An 18,376-nucleotide genomic window follows, 5' to 3' on the forward strand; every position below is an offset into this window, starting at 1 on the left:
TCAACTTTTTTCTTGTTTACTATTCATTTGGATAATATATTGTCATACTCATTCTAGCCAATGTTTCTCCTGAATTATAATATGTATGTGGTCGATCTGCCTTAAACCTAATAGAATCCCCACTTCTTAATTGATACTCCACCTCACTTACACGAATCGTTACTTCCCCATCAAAAACAGTAATAAATTCCTCTGTTCCTTCTTTATGAGAGTCAGCATGTAATATTCCTTCTTTTTCAATTTCAACAGCGTATACTTCAAAGCGTCTATCCTCTTGGAATGGAAATGAAGGGTAGACTCTATATCTTCCATCATCTTCAGACAATACTTGAATTTCATTCCTTAAAACAACTGTAGTATCAGGCTCTGGATTATTTATTAAAGAAGTAAAGGAAACCTTTAATCCGTTAGCTATTTTCCAAATTGTTGTCAATGTTGGGCTTGATTCACCTCTTTCAATTTGCCCAATCATCGCTTTACTTACCCCGCTTAATTGAGAAACCTTTTCTAAACTTAATTTTTCTTTCTCCCTAATTGCTTTTAAATTTCTGGCAAGAATAAGATGAATTTCTTCCATAAAAAAATCACTCCTATACCATTTACACTATAACGTCCGTTATGTATAATAAAACAAACAACGTTATAATATCCATTTTGGACATTATAACATACACTCACAAAAAGGAGGACGAACAATGCCTTTATTTTCGTTTTTGTTATTTGTTATTATTAGTAGTTTTACGCCAGGTCCCAATAATATTATGGCAATGACATTTGCGAATAAACACGGTTTAAAAGAAACATTTAAATTTTGTTTAGGAGTTAGTTTTGGATTTTTTGTCATTACGCTATTATGTAGTATTTTTAATATTATTCTCACTAGCGCGTTGCCGCTCATTGAAACTCCCTTAACTCTTTTCGGTGTAGCTTATATGTTCTATTTAGCTTTTAAAATCCTCACTAGCCATGGCAATGCTAAAGAAAATGCCGATAAAGATCAAAATCTTTTCTTCATCGGTATCTTATTACAATTTATTAATCCAAAAGGAATTCTTTTTGGACTTACCGTCGTAGCAACTTTTATTATCCCCTATTACAATTCATATTCTAGTTATCTTCTTTTCTCTTTATTTTTAGGAATAGTCGGTTTAATGAGTACATTTAGTTGGAGCCTCTTTGGAGCGATGTTTCAAAAGTTTTTATTGCAATATAGGAAGCAATTTAATGTCGCCATGGCGGTTTTATTAGTATGTAGCGCTATATCCATTCTTGTGCAGTAAATGCAAAATACCCTTACATTTGTTTCTCACATAAAGTGAAACTTTAATCAGTGTTTTTTTTGTTCATCCCCCACTAATTATTAGCCCGTACCAATCGGGCTTTTACGGGCAGTTAATGCGTGATAAAAAAACGACCGCGTTTCCCCCCACGGTCGTTTTTTTATCATTACGCTGTAATCCAAGCCTCATCAGCTGGATTTTTACGCCATTCTTGTAATTTTTTCGTTTCAGCTTGTCCGATCATGCCTTTTTCTGCTGCAACTTCAGTTAATGCGCTGTAGTCGCTTAAAGAATATGATGCTACATTCGCTGCTTCTAATTTTTCTTTTCCTGCTTCAAGCTCATATGTGAAGATTGATACGATTCCTAGTACTTCACAACCCGCTTCGCGAAGTGCTTCTACACAAGTAATTGCACTACCACCAGTTGAAATAAGGTCTTCTACTACAACTACTTTTTGACCTTTTTCTGCTTTTCCTTCAATTTGGTTCCCTTTACCATGACCTTTTGCTTTACTACGTACGTAGCACATTGGTAAATCCATACGATCGCTTACCCATGCTGCGTGCGCAATACCAGCAGTTGCTGTTCCTGCAATAACTTCTACAGTTGGGAAGTGTTCTTTGATTAACGTCTCTAATCCTGATGCAATCGCTTGACGTACTTTTGGATAAGATAATGTTAAACGGTTATCACAATAAATTGGTGATTTCATACCAGAAGACCATGTAAATGGATCATTTGGTTGTAAAAATACTGCTCCAATTTCTAATAGATGAGATGCGATTTCTTTTTTCATATTGTTACACCTTCCCACTGTTGTTTTACTGTTTTATACGCTTCAAGCGGATTTTCTGCTTTTATAATACTACGTCCAACTACGATGTAACTTGAACCAAGTTCCCTTGCACGTTTCGGTGTTGCTACACGCACCTGGTCATTTACATCATCACTTGCCAGACGAATCCCCGGTGTTACTGTTACAAATTCATTTCCGCATACTTCACGTAATTTTGGAACTTCAAGTGTTGAACAAACAACTCCATCAAGTCCACTTTCTTTCGTTAATTTTGCATAATGAGCAACCGCTTCTTCTAACGTTTTCTCAATGCCAATCTCTTTTTTCATCATAGCTTCCGAAGTGCTTGTTAGTTGTGTAACCGCAATACAAATCGGTCTCTCTTTTCCTTCTTGCTTACCTTCCTCTAATCCCTCAAGCGCTGCTTTCATCATGCTGCTTCCCCCAGCAGCATGAACATTTACCATATCAACATCTAGACTAGCTAGGCTGCGCATTGCGCTTTTCACTGTATTCGGAATATCATGAAGCTTTAAATCTAGAAAAATCTTATGTCCTTTTTCTTTTAAATACGTAATGATAGCAGGTCCCTCTTTGTAAAAAAGTTCCATACCAACTTTGACAAATAACTCTTCCCCTTCAAAGTGGTTTAAAAACTGTTCTACCTCTGCTTTACCTGGAAAGTCCAGTGCAACGATTAACGATTGTGACATAATTATTTCCAGCTCCTTCCCCTGCATTCCGAAATGTGGTCAAATCCTAATTCATCTAATAATGCTGGTAATTCTTCAATGATTGTTGGACATACAAATGGATCAACAAAATTCGCTGTACCAACTGCAACCGCACTTGCACCAGCGTAGAAGAATTCAATTACATCCTCCGCTGATTCAATACCACCCATTCCGATAATTGGAATGTTAACCGCTTGGCTCACTTCATGTACCATACGAATCGCTACCGGCTTAATCGCAGGACCTGATAGTCCGCCTGTACGGTTTGCTAAAATTGGTTTTGCTGTTTTTAAATCTAGACGCATACCAAGCAATGTATTAATCATCGTTAATCCATCCGCACCTGCATTTTCAATTGCCTTCGCAATTTCTACAATGTTTGCCACGTTCGGTGACAATTTCACATATACAGGTACTCCAGAAACCTCTTTTACTCGCTTCGTTAAATCAGCAGCAACTTCAGGATTTGTACCAAAAGCGATACCACCTGTTTTTACGTTTGGACAAGATATATTCAATTCTAGTGCATGAACATTGGGCGCTTTAGAAATTTCCTTTGCAACCGCTACGTAATCCTCAGCTTGTGAACCTGCAACGTTCGCAATGATTGGAAGATCAAACTGCTCTAGCCATGGTAATTCGGAAGTCATCACCTTTTCTAGCCCAGGGTTTTGAAGTCCAATCGCATTTAACATTCCGCCTGGTGTTTCAGCAACACGAGGTGTTGGATTTCCATAACGAGGTTGTTCTGTCGTTGCTTTAATCATGATTGATCCTAATACACTTAAATCATAAAACTGTGCATACTCACGACCAAATCCGAAGCAACCAGATGCCGGTATAATTGGATTTTTTAATGATAATCCTGGTAATTCAACTTGCAATCTGTTCATAGTACAACCTCCCCGATTGGAAATACTGGCCCGTCGCTACACACCTTCTTGTAAGAATGTCCACTTGGATCTTCTTGTAAATGGCATACACATGCGAAACATGCTCCAATACCACAACCCATACGTTCTTCCAGTGAAATATAGGCTTTTTTCTCTTTATAACGACCTTCTAATGCACGTAACATCGCTAACGGTCCACATGAGTATAAAATGTCAAAGTCGATTCCATAGTTATCAATGACATCTGTGACAAATCCTTTTGTACCGTGTGTACCGTCAACTGTGGCAACGTACGTATCACCAAGTTCTGCAAATTTTTCTTCATAGAAGACAACATCTTTCGTTTGGAAACCTAAGATGTGAATCACACGTACACCTTTTGCAACGAGGCGCTGTGATAATTCATAAAGTGGTGGTACACCAATTCCCCCGCCTACTAATAAAGCTGTTTGTCCAGCTTCCGCTTCTTCTACAGGAAAACCGTGCCCTAGTGGTCCTAGTACGTCTACCAATTCACCTTGTTTTCTATTTGCTAATGTTTTTGTCCCTTGTCCTTCCGCACGATATAGCATTGTAAATTCGTTCTTCTCTTGATCTACATTACAAATACTAATTGGGCGGCGCAGAAGGGGCGTAATGCCCTCTGCTACCTTAATGTGTACAAACTGCCCTGGTTCGTTCATTTGCTGTACTAAAGTTCCTTGAAGCACTAATTCGTAAATGTTTTTTGCGATTTCTTTTTGATTAACGACGATCATATTTTGCTTTTGCATCATGCATGTACCACCTCTTGCTTTGGCGCGATTTCTTTCATTGAATGAGCTGAGAATGTCATAGATTCTAATACTCGTAAGATTGCTCTCGTTGTATCAAGTGATGTTAAGCAAGCTACACCATTTTCTACTGATTCACGGCGAATGCGGAAACCATCACGCGCTGGTTGTTTTCCTTTTGTTAATGTATTGATTACAAACTGTGCTTTTCCTTGACGGATAATATCAAGTAAGTTGTAGTCTTCAGAATCAATTTTGTTTACAACTTGCACTGGAATATTTTGCTCTGTTAACGATTTTGCTGTTCCAGCTGTTGCTAATAAGTTATAGCCGATTTCGTGGAAACGTTTTGCAATTTCCATCGCTTCTTCTTTATCTTTATCCGCTACAGTGATGATTACTGATCCGTGCGTTGGAATGTTAATTCCAGAAGCAACTAGCCCTTTGTATAATGCTTTTTCAAGTGTTAAGTCTTTACCCATTACTTCCCCTGTTGATTTCATTTCAGGTCCTAATGTTGTATCAACTGAGCGTAGTTTCGCAAATGAGAATACTGGAGCTTTCACATACACTTCCTTCTCTTCTGGGTGATAGCCAGTTCCATATCCTTGTTCTACTAAGTTTTGACCTAAAATAACTTTCGTTGCAACATTCGCCATCGGTACGCCTGTAATTTTACTTAAGAATGGTACGGTACGGCTCGCACGTGGATTTACTTCAATTACATACACTTGATCTTCGAATACTACAAACTGGATATTTAGTAATCCAACAATATTTAAACCTTTTCCAAGTGCAATTGTATGTTCAATAATTTGTTCTTTTAGTGTCTCAGATAAGCTTTGTGGTGGATATACTCCAATTGAATCCCCAGAGTGAACTCCAGCGCGTTCAATATGTTCCATAATACCTGGAATGAATACATTCTCACCGTCTGAAATTGCATCTACTTCAATTTCTTTACCAACCATGTAACGGTCAATTAATACCGGGTGATCTGCGTGAACTTTAACCGCGTTCTTCATGTAGTGCAGTAGTTCTTCTTGACGATATACGATTTCCATCGCACGTCCACCAAGTACGTAAGATGGTCTTACTAATACTGGGTAACCAATTTTGTCAGCGATTGCTACTGCTTGCTCTACAGTTGTTGCTGTTTTACCAACTGGTTGCGGGATACCAAGTTGCGTTAGTGCTGCTTCAAATTTATCACGATCTTCTGCACGGTCTAAATCTTCAAGTGATGTTCCTAAAATTTTCACACCATGCGCTTCTAGTTTTGCAGCTAAGTTAATTGCCGTTTGTCCACCGAACTGAACGATAACACCTTCTGGCTTTTCTAAATCGATAATGTGCATTACATCTTCAATTGTTAATGGTTCAAAGTATAATTTATCAGAAATACTGAAGTCTGTTGAAACTGTTTCTGGGTTGTTATTAACAATGATTGCCTCATATCCAGCTTCTTTTATTGCCCATACAGAGTGAACTGTTGCATAGTCAAACTCAACACCTTGACCAATACGGATTGGACCAGACCCTAGTACAACCACACTCTTACGGTCTGTTATAACCGATTCATTCTCGTCACCATATGTGCTGTAGTAGTATGGTGTTGCAGATTCAAACTCTGCCGCACAAGTATCTACCATTTTATAAACAGGAGTCATATTGTTTTCTTTACGCATATCGTAAATTTCACGCTCAGTTTTGTTCCAAGCATTGGCGATGTAATGGTCACTGAAGCCCATTTCTTTCGCAGATTGTAATACTTCCATATTTCCTACGTTCGCTTTTACTTCGCGTTCCATGTTTACGATGTTTTCAACTTTTTGTAAGAAGAAGAAGTCCATTTCACACCATGAGTTAATTTCTTCTTTCGTTACTCCTTGACGAATCGCTTCTGCTACAATAAACAGGCGCTCATCATCCGCTTTAATAATGCGTTTTTTCATCGTTTCTTTATCAAGCTCTTTTAAGTGATCTAATTCTAAGTGATAGATACCAAGCTCTAAAGAACGAACCGCTTTTAATAATGATTGCTCTAAGTTACGTCCGATTGACATAACTTCACCAGTTGCCTTCATTTGTGTACCAAGTGTTCTATTTGCTGATTCAAACTTATCAAATGGCCAACGTGGAATTTTTGAAACAACATAGTCTAATGCTGGCTCGAAACAAGCATATGTTTTTTGTGTTACTGGGTTTATAATTTCATCTAATGTTAAACCAACTGCAATTTTTGCTGCTAGCTTCGCAATTGGATATCCAGTCGCTTTAGATGCTAGTGCAGATGAACGACTTACACGCGGGTTTACTTCGATTACATAGTATTGGAAGCTATGTGGATCAAGTGCAAGCTGAACATTACATCCACCTTCAATTCCTAATGCACGAATAATTCTTAATGAAGTGTTTCGTAACATTTGATACTCACGGTCACTTAATGTTTGGCTCGGTGCTACAACGATAGAATCACCTGTGTGAACCCCAACTGGATCGATATTTTCCATGTTACATACTACAATCGCGTTATCATTCGAATCACGCATTACTTCATATTCAATTTCCTTACAACCAGCAATGCTCTTTTCTAATAAACATTGTGTTACTGGACTATGTTTTAATCCACCTGATACGATTTCAATTAGTTCTTCTTCATTACTACAGATTCCGCCACCTGTTCCCCCCATTGTAAATGCTGGGCGAACAATAACTGGATAACCAATTTCTTTTACAAATTCATGTGCTTCTTCCAGCGTATGAATAATCGTACTAGATGGAATTGGTTCATTTAATTCCTGCATTAATGTACGGAATAAATCACGATCTTCCGCTTGCTCGATTGCTGATAATTTTGTTCCTAAAATTTCAACTCCGCACTCGTCAAGTATGCCTGATTTCGCAAGTTCAACAGCCATATTTAAGCCAGTTTGACCACCTAATGTTGGTAAGATTGCATCTGGACGTTCTTTACGAATGATGCGGCTTACGAATTCTAATGTTAATGGTTCTATATATACTTTATCTGCTGTTGCAGTATCTGTCATAATTGTTGCTGGGTTAGAGTTAACAAGGATTACTTTGTAACCTTCTTCTCTAAGAGATTGACAAGCTTGTGTACCAGAGTAATCAAACTCTGCTGCTTGCCCAATTACAATTGGTCCTGATCCGATTACTAAAATTGTGTTAATGTCTAGGCGTTTTGGCATAACTCTTCCCCTTCTTTCTTGAAGTTTTCAATCATTTCTAAGAAATCTTCGAATAAATCATTTGCATCTTCTGGGCCTGCTGAAGCTTCTGGATGATATTGTACTGTAAATGCTGGGAACTTCGTATGACGAAGACCTTCTACTGTTCCATCATTTAAAGCGACATGTGTAATTTCAAGTTCTGTATTTTTAACTGATTCTTCTTCTACTGCGTAACCATGGTTTTGAGATGTAATTGCTACTTTTCCAGTTGCAAGATGTTTTACTGGATGGTTTAAACCACGGTGACCGAATTTTAACTTACTTGTATTTGCACCTGATGCTAGCGCGAACAATTGATGTCCTAGGCAAATTCCGAATAAAGGAACTTTACCGATAATGTCTTTTAACATTTCAATTGCTTCTGGTACATCCTTTGGGTCCCCAGGTCCATTACTTAACATAATTCCATCTGGGCTAAGGCGTAAAATTTCTTCTGCTGTTGTATTGTAAGGTACTACAATTACATCACAGTCACGCTTATTTAATTCTCGTAAGATACCATGTTTCATTCCGAAGTCTACAAGTACAACGCGATGACCACGACCTGGACTTGGGTATGGATCTTTTGTTGATACGCGTTTTACATGATCTGTAAAGACTGTCGCTTTTAATTGACTCACAATGTACTCTACATCTGCATCCATGTTACAAAGACGTCCGCGTAATGTACCGTATTGACGGATTTTTCTCGTTAATTTTCTCGTATCAATTCCTGCTAGTCCTGGGATGTTTCTTTCTTTTAAATAATCATTTAACGAAATTTCATTACGGAAGTTTGATGGGTGATCACAAATTTCGTTTACAATTAAACCATTTACAGATGGGTGAATTGACTCAAAATCGTCACGGTTAATGCCGTAGTTTCCGATTAATGGGTACGTAAATGTTACGATTTGACCGCAATATGATGGATCAGATAATGTTTCTTGATATCCAGTCATTCCTGTTGTAAATACAACCTCACCTGACTTTTCGATTTCTCCTCCGAAACCTTTTCCAATTAATACTGTTCCATCTTCTAAGATAAGTTGTCTTTTCATACTAATGCACTCTCCTTTTGCCATGCGATCTTACCACCAACGATTGTCATTACCGGCCACCCTTGGCATTTCCAACCTGCGAATGGTGTATTTTTTCCTTTTGATAAGAATGTTGTTGGATCAATCTCTTCTTCTTGTTCTAAATCAATGATTGTAATGTCAGCTGCTCTTCCTTCTTTCAGGCGACCTGCTTCTAAGCCGAATGTATCTGCTGGCTTTTCTGTTAAATATTGAATTAACTGCTCTAGTGTGATAATTCCTTTTTTCACAAGGTTTGTGTATAGAAGTGGGAATGCTGTTTCAAAACCAGTAATTCCGAATGGCGCTCTTTCAATACCTTGTGCTTTCTCTTCCGCTGTATGCGGTGCATGGTCAGTTGCGATCATATCGATCGTTCCATCTAATAGCCCTTCAATTAACGCTGCGTGGTCTTCTTTTCCGCGAAGCGGTGGGTTCATTTTAAAGTTAGGATCAGCTGATGGGATATCATCTTCACATAATACTAAGTGATGCGGTGTTACTTCTGCTGTTACTTTAATTCCAGCACGTTTTGCATCACGAATCACTCGTACAGATCCTTTTGTACTTACATGGCATACGTGATAGTGACAATTTGCTGCTTCTGCAAGTAAAATGTCCCGGGCAATATGTACAGATTCACATACTGATGGGATACCGTTTAATCCATGCTTCTCGGAAAACTTCCCTTCATGTACACAACCTTTATTAATCAATGTATTTTCTTCGCAGTGTGCCACGACTGCCATATTTAATTTCGCTGCACGCTTCATAGCAGCTAGCATCATGCTTGCATCTTGTACACCTACTCCATCGTCAGTAAACGCGAATGCACCAAGTTCTTTTAATGTTTCAAAGTCTGTCATTTCAGAGCCTGCCTGGCGTACTGTAATTGCGCCATATGGTAGTACATTTACATGTGCTTTTTCTTTAATTCTCTTTTGTAAGTCTTCCATATGTTCTTTGCTGTCTGGTACTGGGCGTGTATTTGGCATTGCACAAATTGTTGTAAAACCACCCTTTGCTGCTGCAAGCGTACCTGTTTCAATTGTTTCTTTATGTTCACCACCTGGCTCGCGAAGATGAACGTGTACATCTACTAATCCAGGTGAGATTAACTTTCCATTTACATCGATCACTTCAGCATTATCTGCCGTAATATTTTCTGCTACTTTCGCAATTTTACCGTCTTGTACAAGAAGATCTGTTGCTACAATGTTTCCTTCTTCATTTAGGTAACGTCCATTTTTAAACAAATAATTCATGTTTCATTCCTCCTAATACATTTGGTAAGGCGCGTTTTAGTACAGCCATTCTTACGTAAACTCCATTTTCCATCTGTTTGAATATACGGGAACGCTCACACTCAACAAGTTCACTCGCAATTTCTACATCACGGTTTACAGGAGCTGGATGCATAATAATGCTTCCTTGTTTCATACGCTTTTCTCGTTCAATTGTTAAACCGTGCTGCTCATGATACTCTTTCATGATGTCTGTTTCATAGTTATCATGACGCTCATGTTGCACACGAAGTAACATCATTACATCAACTTCTGGAACAAGTTCATCTAATTCTTTGTATGTTCCAAATGTGTTTGTTTCATCTTTCCACTCTTCTGGGCTAGCAAAGTAAATTGTTGCTCCTAATTTTGTTAATGCTTCAGCATTAGAGCGTGCTACTCGGCTATGGCTAATATCTCCAACAATCGCAATCTTTAATCCTTCAAAACTCCCAAACTCTTGTTTAATTGTTAGAAGATCTAACAGACATTGCGTTGGGTGATTTCCACATCCATCGCCAGCATTTAGGATTGGAATATTTACTTTATCTTTTAGCTCATCAAAGTAGCGATCTTGCTGATGGCGGATGACTACTGCTTTTGTTCCGATTGATTCTAGTGTTCTTATCGTATCGTATAACGTTTCTCCTTTTTGTACGCTAGATGAATCTGCTTCGAAATTTAGCACATCAAGTCCTAATTTCTTCTCGGCAACTTCGAAGCTAAACTTTGTTCTCGTACTGTTTTCAAAGAATAAGTTTGCTACAAATGTTTGCTCTGTTGTTTTTCTCTCTTTTCCATTCGCGAAATCTTCTGCGTCTTTTAGGATTTCTGAAATCTCTTGTTTCGATAGTTCACTCATCGTTAACAAATTCATTGTCATCCCTCATCTTTCTGGTTTTTATAATAACACCTTTGTATTTATATAACAATAACTGCATAAAAATACCCTAGTCGTGTGAGACTAGGGTGCAAGAAAGAAGCTCCCCTTTTTTGTCTCACAGGACTCAATTAAAAGGTCGTTTTTATGAAGCAATCTGCTTAGATTGTTGTTTTTGTTTCGTTTCAGGTAATAGTAGATTTAATAGTACACCAACGATTGCTGCAAGTGCCATGCCTTCTACTTGGAAGGATTCACCTACATGAAGAACCGCTCCACCAATACCGATTACAAGTATAACCGATGCGATCATTAAATTTCGTTTATCACTTAAATCTGTTTTATCGTCTACCATCATGCGTAAACCGCTTGATGCGATTACACCGAATAATAAGATTGATACACCACCCATAACCGGTGTTGGAATCGAATGAATCAGTGCTGAAATCTTACCGATAAACCCGAACATGATTGCGAATACTGCTGAACCGATGAATAAGTATACACTGTACGCTCTCGTAATAGCTAACACACCAATGTTTTCACCGTATGTTGTATTCGGTGGTCCACCTATTAATGATGCAATCAATGTTGCTACACCATCACCGAAGATTGAGCGATGTAGACCTGGTTTTTCAATTAGATCTCTTTTAATAACATTTCCAAGTACAATTTGGTGTCCGATATGCTCTGAAATTGTTACAAGTGCTACTGGTACCATTAAGAGTACAATCTTCCATGAAAACTCTGGCGTATATGTTACAAATGGTATTGTGAAATCTGGTACGTCAAACCATTTTGCCATAGCTACCGGTTTTAAATCTACTAGCCCTTGGAAGTAAGCGAAGATATATCCCCCGATGATTCCAAGTAACACTGGTATGATACTGAAAAATCCTCTTCCAAATATGGAGCAAATGATTGTGATTGCTAATGTTACTAATGCTACCGAAAAGTGTGTAAAGCTGTACTTGCCATCCGCACCGTTCATCGCCATATTAACTGCTGTGTGTGCTAAAGCTAAACCGATAACCATTACGACTGGACCAACTACGATTGGCGGAAGTAATTTCATAATCCATTCTGAACCAGATTTCTTAATTCCGATTGAAATTAAGAGATATACAAGTCCTGCTAGTAAGCCACCAAGCATTGCTGCTCCCGGTCCACCCGCTGTTTTTGCTGTAATGATTGGCGCGATAAACGCGAATGATGACCCTAAATATGCTGGTACTTGACCTTTTGTTATAAGAAGGAACGCTAGCGTTCCTAGCCCACTTGATATTAAAGCTACTGATGGATTCAGTCCTGTTAAAAACGGAACAAGCACTGTTGATCCAAACATAGCGAACAAATGTTGTATACTTAAAAATAACCATTTCCCCGGTTTCGGTACTTCATGAATGTCTAACACTGGCTTTTGCTCCATTGTTACATCCTCCTTCAGTTTAAAACTTTGCAATAAAAAAACTCTTTGTGACTATGCACAAAGAGTCCTATACTTTCGTATGCCAAATTTGACATATGAAAGCCAAGACCCTTTGGCAGCCTCACAGGACTACATTTAAAAGGGCTTACTTATCATATATACTTACTCGATCTTGTTGATCTGTCTCTTGCAAATCAACTTCAATACGCTCTTCACTTGATGTTGGAATGTTCTTTCCTACATAATCAGCGCGAATTGGTAATTCACGGTGACCTCTATCTACAAGAACAGCTAATTGAATTTGTGATGGTCTTCCTAAATCCATAAGAGCGTCCATCGCAGCTCGAACTGTTCTTCCTGTATATAATACATCATCGACAAGAATTACTTTTTTCTTCGTAATATCTACAGGTATATCTGAACCTTTGACTAACGGTTCTTTATTTTTTGATTGAAGTGTTAAGTCATCACGGTATAGCGTAATGTCTAATTCCCCTACTTCCATCTCTTTTCCTTCAATTTGACCGATGCGTTCTGCTAAACGCTTTGCAATAAAAATGCCACGTGTTTTAATTCCGACAAGAACACAATTATCAACACCTTTATTACGTTCCACAATTTCATGACTGATGCGTGTTAAAGCGCGGCGAATCATTTGGTCATCTAAAACAACAGCTTTTTCCTGCATACTCTACACCTCCAAGCTTTTTTCTTGCGTGAGAGGAATGGTATAAAAAAAGTCCTCTCAGCGTGTGCGAGAGGACTTTTGAAAAAAGGGTACAGTATACCCTAAGTATTTCAAACCGTTACCTTCTCAACCTCACGGGGCTGTGTTAAAGGATCATTATTTAACTGTAGTCAGTATCTCAGTTTTCTTATGATTTGTCAATACTATTTCCGTAAAATATTTAGCACTTCTTCAAATACCTCTGGAATCGGCGCCTCGAACTCAATATACTCATCAGTACGAGGGTGATCAAACCCTAAAATACCTGCATGAAGCGCCTGTCCATTTATATCTAATGTTTTTTTCGGGCCATATTTCGGATCTCCTGCAAGCGGGTATCCAATATATTTCATATGAACACGGATTTGATGTGTACGTCCCGTTTCTAAACGACATTCAACAAGTGTGAAATCTTTAAATCGTTCTAATACTTGAAAATGCGTAACAGCATTCTTACCATTTTCATCAACGGCCATACTTTGGCGTTCTTTCTTATCACGACCAATCGGAGCATCGATTGTTCCTTTATCATGTGGAATTACGCCGTGAACAATTGCTTTATAGCGTCTTGTTACTGTTTTTTCCACAAGCTGATTTACAAGGGATTCATGCGCCATGTCATTTTTAGCAACCATTAATAAACCAGATGTGTCTTTATCAATACGATGCACAATACCAGGACGCATTACACCGTTAATACCGGATAGATCTGTACAATGATACATTAATCCATTTACAAGTGTACCACTTGTATGTCCAGGAGCAGGATGTACAACCATACCGCGTGGTTTATTAACAACTAATACATCTGCATCCTCATAATAAATTTCTAAGTTCATATCTTCTGCACGAATATCTAGTTCTTCTGGTTCTGGAATTGCTACCGCAATTTCATCATTTTCTTTTACTTTATAATTCCCTTTAATGTCGTTTCCATTTACAGTTACAACGCCATCTTTAATCCACTGTTGTACCTGTGAACGTGACCATTCATTATTTATTCCCGCAAGAAACTTATCAATCCGTTCGCTCTTTTGTTCTTCTTTAACTGTTACTTGTACTACTTCGCTCATTCAATTACTCCTTCATTTTCTTTCCTTCTAATAATGTTTGAATAATAATTAATACAACGCCAATACATAAAGCTGAGTCAGCTATGTTAAATACCGGATAGTTGTATGAAAAAATATACACGTGAATGAAATCCACCACTTCTTGTCTAAATACACGATCAATAAAATTGCCAATTGCTCCGCCTAAAATAAGACCTAATGAAACCCCTAAGAGCATATCTGTTTTTGCATACTTTTTCATATAAACTACGATAAATCCTACAAAAACAATTGTAATAATATAGAAGAACCACATTTGCCCTTCTAAAATCCCCCAAGCAGCTCCTCTATTCCGATGTGATGTTATGTATAATACATTATCGATAATCGGGATACTTGTACCTAATTCCATGTTCTTTACAATTAACCATTTCGATACTTGATCGATAGCAATGACAAATAAGGCTATTAAATAATATATCATTTTCATTTCCCCCACAAAGACAGTGTACCTCAAAATTTTAGCATAGCTACGGCCTTTTCACAATGAACCTTTACGGAAGAATAAAATAAAACGAAAAAAGGTAATATAATATCGTTGTGCCTATCAAATATTTACTTTATCATATAAAAACTCATAAACTGTACGTGCTGTTGGCATCATTTGCATTTGCTTTACAGGAATATATTTCCCAGTTTCTTCACAAATTCCATACATATCGATTTCCATTTTAAATAATGCACGTTCAACATCTTTTAAATCTTCTCTTATATCATGTAAAAACAACTTCTTTTTTACATCTTCCTTCGTTTCATACACTAACTCTTGTCCAAATTCCGTCTGATAAGTGTGCATCGCTTCTTTTGCCAGTCGCTCCTGCAATTCTTTTTTCATCAATTGCAATTCTTCTTTAATTTCCATGTAGATTTCATTCACGTGTACATTCCTCCCGGCTGCAATGTACCGTTAGTGTGTCCGAAATCTTCTCACTTACCGCTCACACATTTTTCCTTCATAGGAAAGCGATAAAAATTCACTTCATCCTACCTAATAAAAAATCTGTTATACCTTCTAATTATTGATCTTACTGAAATACAAAAACTGACTGCTTCTATAGACAGTCAGTTTTTGTATTCATATCATTATTTCACATAGTTTTCTTTTACTACCGTTGCACAACGCTCACATAAAGTTTCATGCTCAGTGTCTTTACCGATTGTTTCAGAAACAACCCAGCAACGTTCACATGTTTCACCAGTTGCTTGTGCTACGACAACAGCTGTATGCTCATATTTCGGAGCATCTGCTGGAGCTTCTTCCATTGTTCCACCAAGTTTGTACTCAGAAACAATAAACAATTGTTTTAAATCTTCACGAATAGACTCTAACATTTGTTTCATTTCTACAGTCGGGTATAGCGTAATACTCGCATTTAATGACTTACCGATTACTTTCTCATTACGAGCAACTTCTAACGCCTTTAATACGTCATCGCGAAGTGTCATAAATGCATCCCATTTTGTTTTTAACGCTTCAGCACCCTCTACTTCTACAGCTTCTGGCATATCCGTTAGCTGAACGCTTTCTTCATTTACACCAGGAATATATGGCCATACTTCATCTGCTGTATGAGGTAAGATTGGTGTTACAAGTTTTGTTAATGCAACAAGAACATCATAAAGTACTGTTTGAATTGCACGGCGATCATGATTATTTTCAGCTTCGATGTATAAAATGTCTTTTGCAAAGTCCAAATAGAATGAACTTAAATCAATTGTACAGAAGTTATGAATTGCATGATATACAGCCGCAAAATCATATGTTTCATATGATTCTTTCACTTTTGTAATTAAGTCATTTAATTTCACTAGCATATAACGATCTACTTCACGTAGTTCAGCTTTTGCTACTGCGTCTTGACTTGGATTAAAGTCAGCTAAGTTTCCTAATAAGAAACGGAATGTGTTACGGATTTTACGATATACTTCTGCAACTTGTTTTAAAATATCATCTGAAATACGTACATCAGATTGGTAATCAACAGAAGATACCCATAAGCGTAAAATGTCTCCGCCTAATTGATCCATAATTTTCTTCGGTACAACAATATTCCCGATAGATTTACTCATTTTACGACCTTCACCATCTAGTACGAAACCATGGCTTAGAACACCTTTATATGGTGCTTTACCTGTTACAGCAACTGCTGTTGATAACGAAGAGTTAAACCAACCACGATATTGGTCAGATCCTTCTAAGTATAAATCCGCAGGACGTTGCAAGTCCTCACGCTCTTCTAATACAGCTTGGTGAGAAGAGCCTGAATCAAACCATACATCCATAATGTCTGTTTCTTTACGGAATTCACCATTTGGACTAGATGGGTGTGTAAATCCTTCTGGTAATAGATCTTTCGCTTCACGTTCGAACCATACGTTAGAACCATTCTCACGGAATAGATTCGCTACATGACTAATTGTTTCATCTGTAATAATTGGATCACCATTCTCTGCATAAAAGACAGGAATCGGTACACCCCACGCACGCTGGCGAGAAATACACCAGTCACCACGGTCACGAACCATATTATGAAGACGAGTTTCACCCCATGCTGGTACCCATTTTGTTTCTTCAACAGCCTGTAATAACTCCTTACGGAACGCTTCAATAGATGCAAACCATTGTGCTGTCGCACGGAAGATAATTGGTTTTTTCGTTCTCCAGTCATGTGGATAAGAATGTGTAATAAACGTTAATTTTAATAACGCGCCAACTTCTTCTAGTTTTTCCGTAATTGGTTTATTTGCTTTATCATAGAATAAACCTTCAAATCCAGGTGCTTCATTTGTTAATACACCTTTATCATCAACCGGGCAAAGAACTTCTAATCCATATTGTTTACCAACAAGGAAATCATCTTCCCCGTGTCCAGGTGCTGTATGTACACAACCTGTACCAGCATCTGTTGTAACGTGCTCTCCAAGCATAACTAAAGAATCACGATCATAGAATGGGTGCTTCGCAACTGTATATTCAAGTTCGCTACCTTTAACTGTTTTCACAACTTCAGCGTTTTCCCACTCTAACGTTTTAGAAACTGTATCAAATAGTTCAGAAGCGATGATATATTTTTCATCATTTACTTCCACAATGCTGTACTCAAGCTCTGGGTGAACAGAAATACCTAAGTTTGCTGGCAGTGTCCAAGGTGTTGTTGTCCAAATAATAAATTTCTCGTCACCTTCTAATACGTTTTTCCCGTCTTTTACTGGGAATGCTACGTAAATAGATGCTGATTTTTTATCTTGGTATTCAATTTCAGCTTCTGCTAAAGCAGACTCACTCGTTGGAGACCAATAAACTGGCTTTTGTCCTTTATAGATGTACCCTTTTTTCGCCATGTCACCAAATACTTTAATTTGTTGTGCTTCATATGCTGGCTCTAAAGTGATATATGGATTATCCCAATCTGCACGTACACCAAGACGTTTAAACTGCTCACGTTGACGATTCACTTGCTCGTATGCATATTCCGCACATAATTTACGGAATTCTGCAACCGTCATTTCTTTACGCTTTACGCCTTTATTTGTTAAAGCTTGTTCAATTGGCAAACCGTGTGTATCCCAGCCTGGTACATACGGTGCACAGTATCCAGTCATCGATTTGTAGCGAACAATAAAATCTTTCAACACTTTATTTAAAGCATGTCCCATATGAATGTCACCATTCGCATACGGAGGTCCATCATGCAATACAAATAAAGGACGACCTTTTGTATGTTCTTGCACCTTTTCATAAATGTTCATCTCAGCCCATTTTTCTTGCATTGCAGGCTCACGCTTTGGTAAATTCCCACGCATTGGGAATTCTGTTTTCGGCATTAGTAATGTATTTTTGTACTCCATGCTTATTTCCTCCTCGAATGTATAAAAGAAAGACCCTGAAAAATAGAATAAAAAAGAGACCTTCTCATCCCCAAAAAGGGACGAGAAGGTCTCCCGCGGTACCACCCTAGTAGACCATGCAAGCATGCATGAATCCTCTTTATATTCTTAACGCGAATATACGCCTACGCTTACTTTTTTATTCAGCGCGGAACTCCAGGGTGATATTCCCATTTATCTCCTTATCCTGAGCTTACACCATCCTCAGTTCGCTATATAAGGTATGAAAAAGGTACTTATCCCTATCTTCGTTTTTCTTAATAAAT

Annotated in this window: 16 protein-coding genes and 1 other annotated feature; of the genes, 1 reads left to right on the forward strand and 15 read right to left on the reverse strand. The window is 37.9% G+C overall.

Annotation, left to right across the window (positions count from 1 at the left end; all coding sequences use genetic code 11):
* Positions 1–19: 19 nt before the first annotated feature.
* Positions 20–577: a helix-turn-helix domain-containing protein gene (locus tag CN373_RS04180; RefSeq protein WP_000391066.1), complete on the reverse strand. Its 558-nt coding sequence runs from the start codon at positions 575–577 to the stop codon at positions 20–22.
* Positions 578–695: 118 nt separating this feature from the next.
* Here CN373_RS04180 and CN373_RS04185 point away from each other — a divergent pair, with 118 nt between their 5' ends.
* Positions 696–1,280 carry a LysE family transporter gene (locus tag CN373_RS04185; RefSeq protein WP_001128093.1) on the forward strand — a complete coding sequence of 195 codons (585 nt, stop codon included), beginning with the start codon at positions 696–698 and terminating at the stop codon, positions 1,278–1,280.
* 166 nt (positions 1,281–1,446) lie between these two features.
* Here CN373_RS04185 and pyrE read toward each other — a convergent pair whose 3' ends face one another.
* From pyrE to ileS2, 14 genes are all read right to left on the reverse strand, one after another.
* Entirely contained in the window at positions 1,447–2,079 is a 633-nt protein-coding gene (gene pyrE / locus CN373_RS04190) for an orotate phosphoribosyltransferase (RefSeq protein WP_000711465.1), read from the reverse strand.
* Complete coding sequence (gene pyrF, locus CN373_RS04195; RefSeq protein ID WP_000083485.1) at positions 2,076–2,792, reverse strand: orotidine-5'-phosphate decarboxylase; 717 nt, start codon at positions 2,790–2,792, stop codon at positions 2,076–2,078. The genes pyrE and pyrF overlap by 4 nt, the downstream gene beginning before the upstream one ends.
* 2 nt (positions 2,793–2,794) lie before the next feature.
* Complete coding sequence (gene pyrD / locus CN373_RS04200) at positions 2,795–3,706, reverse strand: dihydroorotate oxidase B catalytic subunit (protein ID WP_001081060.1); 912 nt, start codon at positions 3,704–3,706, stop codon at positions 2,795–2,797.
* Positions 3,703–4,482 (reverse strand): dihydroorotate oxidase B electron transfer subunit, encoded by a 780-nt coding sequence (pyrK, locus tag CN373_RS04205; protein WP_000983369.1) that lies wholly within the window; start codon positions 4,480–4,482, stop codon positions 3,703–3,705. Before pyrK ends, pyrD begins: the two co-directional genes overlap by 4 nt.
* On the reverse strand, positions 4,479–7,691 hold the full coding sequence (gene carB, locus CN373_RS04210) for a carbamoyl-phosphate synthase large subunit (protein WP_098358875.1): 3,213 nt from the start codon (positions 7,689–7,691) through the stop codon (positions 4,479–4,481). Before carB ends, pyrK begins: the two co-directional genes overlap by 4 nt.
* Positions 7,676–8,773 carry a carbamoyl phosphate synthase small subunit gene (locus CN373_RS04215; RefSeq protein WP_000828669.1) on the reverse strand — a complete coding sequence of 366 codons (1,098 nt, stop codon included), beginning with the start codon at positions 8,771–8,773 and terminating at the stop codon, positions 7,676–7,678. The genes carB and CN373_RS04215 overlap by 16 nt, the downstream gene beginning before the upstream one ends.
* A complete protein-coding gene (gene pyrC / locus CN373_RS04220) occupies positions 8,770–10,056 on the reverse strand; it encodes a dihydroorotase (protein WP_001108360.1) in 1,287 nt (428 codons plus the stop codon). The genes CN373_RS04215 and pyrC overlap by 4 nt, the downstream gene beginning before the upstream one ends.
* The gene (locus tag CN373_RS04225; protein WP_303660181.1) at positions 10,040–10,951 is read right to left on the reverse strand and encodes an aspartate carbamoyltransferase catalytic subunit; all 912 of its coding nucleotides are present in this window, start codon (positions 10,949–10,951) and stop codon (positions 10,040–10,042) included. The genes pyrC and CN373_RS04225 overlap by 17 nt, the downstream gene beginning before the upstream one ends.
* 148 nt (positions 10,952–11,099) lie before the next feature.
* Positions 11,100–12,383 (reverse strand): uracil permease, encoded by a 1,284-nt coding sequence (gene uraA / locus CN373_RS04230; protein ID WP_111901830.1) that lies wholly within the window; start codon positions 12,381–12,383, stop codon positions 11,100–11,102.
* A 145-nt stretch (positions 12,384–12,528) separates the two neighbouring features.
* Positions 12,529–13,071, reverse strand: coding sequence for a bifunctional pyrimidine operon transcriptional regulator/uracil phosphoribosyltransferase (pyrR, locus tag CN373_RS04235; RefSeq protein ID WP_001156486.1), 543 nt, complete (start codon positions 13,069–13,071; stop codon positions 12,529–12,531).
* Between the two features lie 203 nt (positions 13,072–13,274).
* On the reverse strand, positions 13,275–14,183 hold the full coding sequence (locus tag CN373_RS04240; RefSeq protein WP_000005852.1) for an RluA family pseudouridine synthase: 909 nt from the start codon (positions 14,181–14,183) through the stop codon (positions 13,275–13,277).
* A gap of 4 nt (positions 14,184–14,187) precedes the next feature.
* A complete protein-coding gene (gene lspA / locus CN373_RS04245; RefSeq protein WP_000642139.1) occupies positions 14,188–14,646 on the reverse strand; it encodes a signal peptidase II in 459 nt (152 codons plus the stop codon).
* Between the two features lie 123 nt (positions 14,647–14,769).
* Positions 14,770–15,099 carry a hypothetical protein gene (locus CN373_RS04250; RefSeq protein WP_001002950.1) on the reverse strand — a complete coding sequence of 110 codons (330 nt, stop codon included), beginning with the start codon at positions 15,097–15,099 and terminating at the stop codon, positions 14,770–14,772.
* A gap of 206 nt (positions 15,100–15,305) precedes the next feature.
* Positions 15,306–18,071 carry an isoleucine--tRNA ligase gene (gene ileS2, locus CN373_RS04255; RefSeq protein WP_000455958.1) on the reverse strand — a complete coding sequence of 922 codons (2,766 nt, stop codon included), beginning with the start codon at positions 18,069–18,071 and terminating at the stop codon, positions 15,306–15,308.
* A gap of 73 nt (positions 18,072–18,144) precedes the next feature.
* Positions 18,145–18,368 (reverse strand) — a binding site (T-box leader).
* Between the last annotated feature and the right edge of the window lie 8 nt (positions 18,369–18,376).

The sequence above is a fragment of the Bacillus cereus genome (genome assembly GCF_002561295.1).
Classification (GTDB): domain Bacteria; phylum Bacillota; class Bacilli; order Bacillales; family Bacillaceae_G; genus Bacillus_A; species Bacillus_A cereus_S.

Bases quoted from the DNA above. Each gene is read 5' to 3' on its own strand.
- CN373_RS04180 (WP_000391066.1), bottom strand. From the start codon at position 577: ATGGAAGAAATTCATCTTATTCTTGCCAGAAATTTAAAAGCAATTAGG.
- CN373_RS04185 (WP_001128093.1), top strand. From the start codon at position 696: ATGCCTTTATTTTCGTTTTTGTTATTTGTTATTATTAGTAGTTTTACG.
- pyrE (WP_000711465.1), bottom strand. From the start codon at position 2,079: ATGAAAAAAGAAATCGCATCTCATCTATTAGAAATTGGAGCAGTATTT.
- pyrF (WP_000083485.1), bottom strand. From the start codon at position 2,792: ATGTCACAATCGTTAATCGTTGCACTGGACTTTCCAGGTAAAGCAGAG.
- pyrD (WP_001081060.1), bottom strand. From the start codon at position 3,706: ATGAACAGATTGCAAGTTGAATTACCAGGATTATCATTAAAAAATCCA.
- pyrK (WP_000983369.1), bottom strand. From the start codon at position 4,482: ATGATGCAAAAGCAAAATATGATCGTCGTTAATCAAAAAGAAATCGCA.
- carB (WP_098358875.1), bottom strand. From the start codon at position 7,691: ATGCCAAAACGCCTAGACATTAACACAATTTTAGTAATCGGATCAGGA.
- CN373_RS04215 (WP_000828669.1), bottom strand. From the start codon at position 8,773: ATGAAAAGACAACTTATCTTAGAAGATGGAACAGTATTAATTGGAAAA.
- pyrC (WP_001108360.1), bottom strand. From the start codon at position 10,056: ATGAATTATTTGTTTAAAAATGGACGTTACCTAAATGAAGAAGGAAAC.
- CN373_RS04225 (WP_303660181.1), bottom strand. From the start codon at position 10,951: ATGAATTTGTTAACGATGAGTGAACTATCGAAACAAGAGATTTCAGAA.
- uraA (WP_111901830.1), bottom strand. From the start codon at position 12,383: ATGGAGCAAAAGCCAGTGTTAGACATTCATGAAGTACCGAAACCGGGG.
- pyrR (WP_001156486.1), bottom strand. From the start codon at position 13,071: ATGCAGGAAAAAGCTGTTGTTTTAGATGACCAAATGATTCGCCGCGCT.
- CN373_RS04240 (WP_000005852.1), bottom strand. From the start codon at position 14,183: ATGAGCGAAGTAGTACAAGTAACAGTTAAAGAAGAACAAAAGAGCGAA.
- lspA (WP_000642139.1), bottom strand. From the start codon at position 14,646: ATGATATATTATTTAATAGCCTTATTTGTCATTGCTATCGATCAAGTA.
- ileS2 (WP_000455958.1), bottom strand. From the start codon at position 18,071: ATGGAGTACAAAAATACATTACTAATGCCGAAAACAGAATTCCCAATG.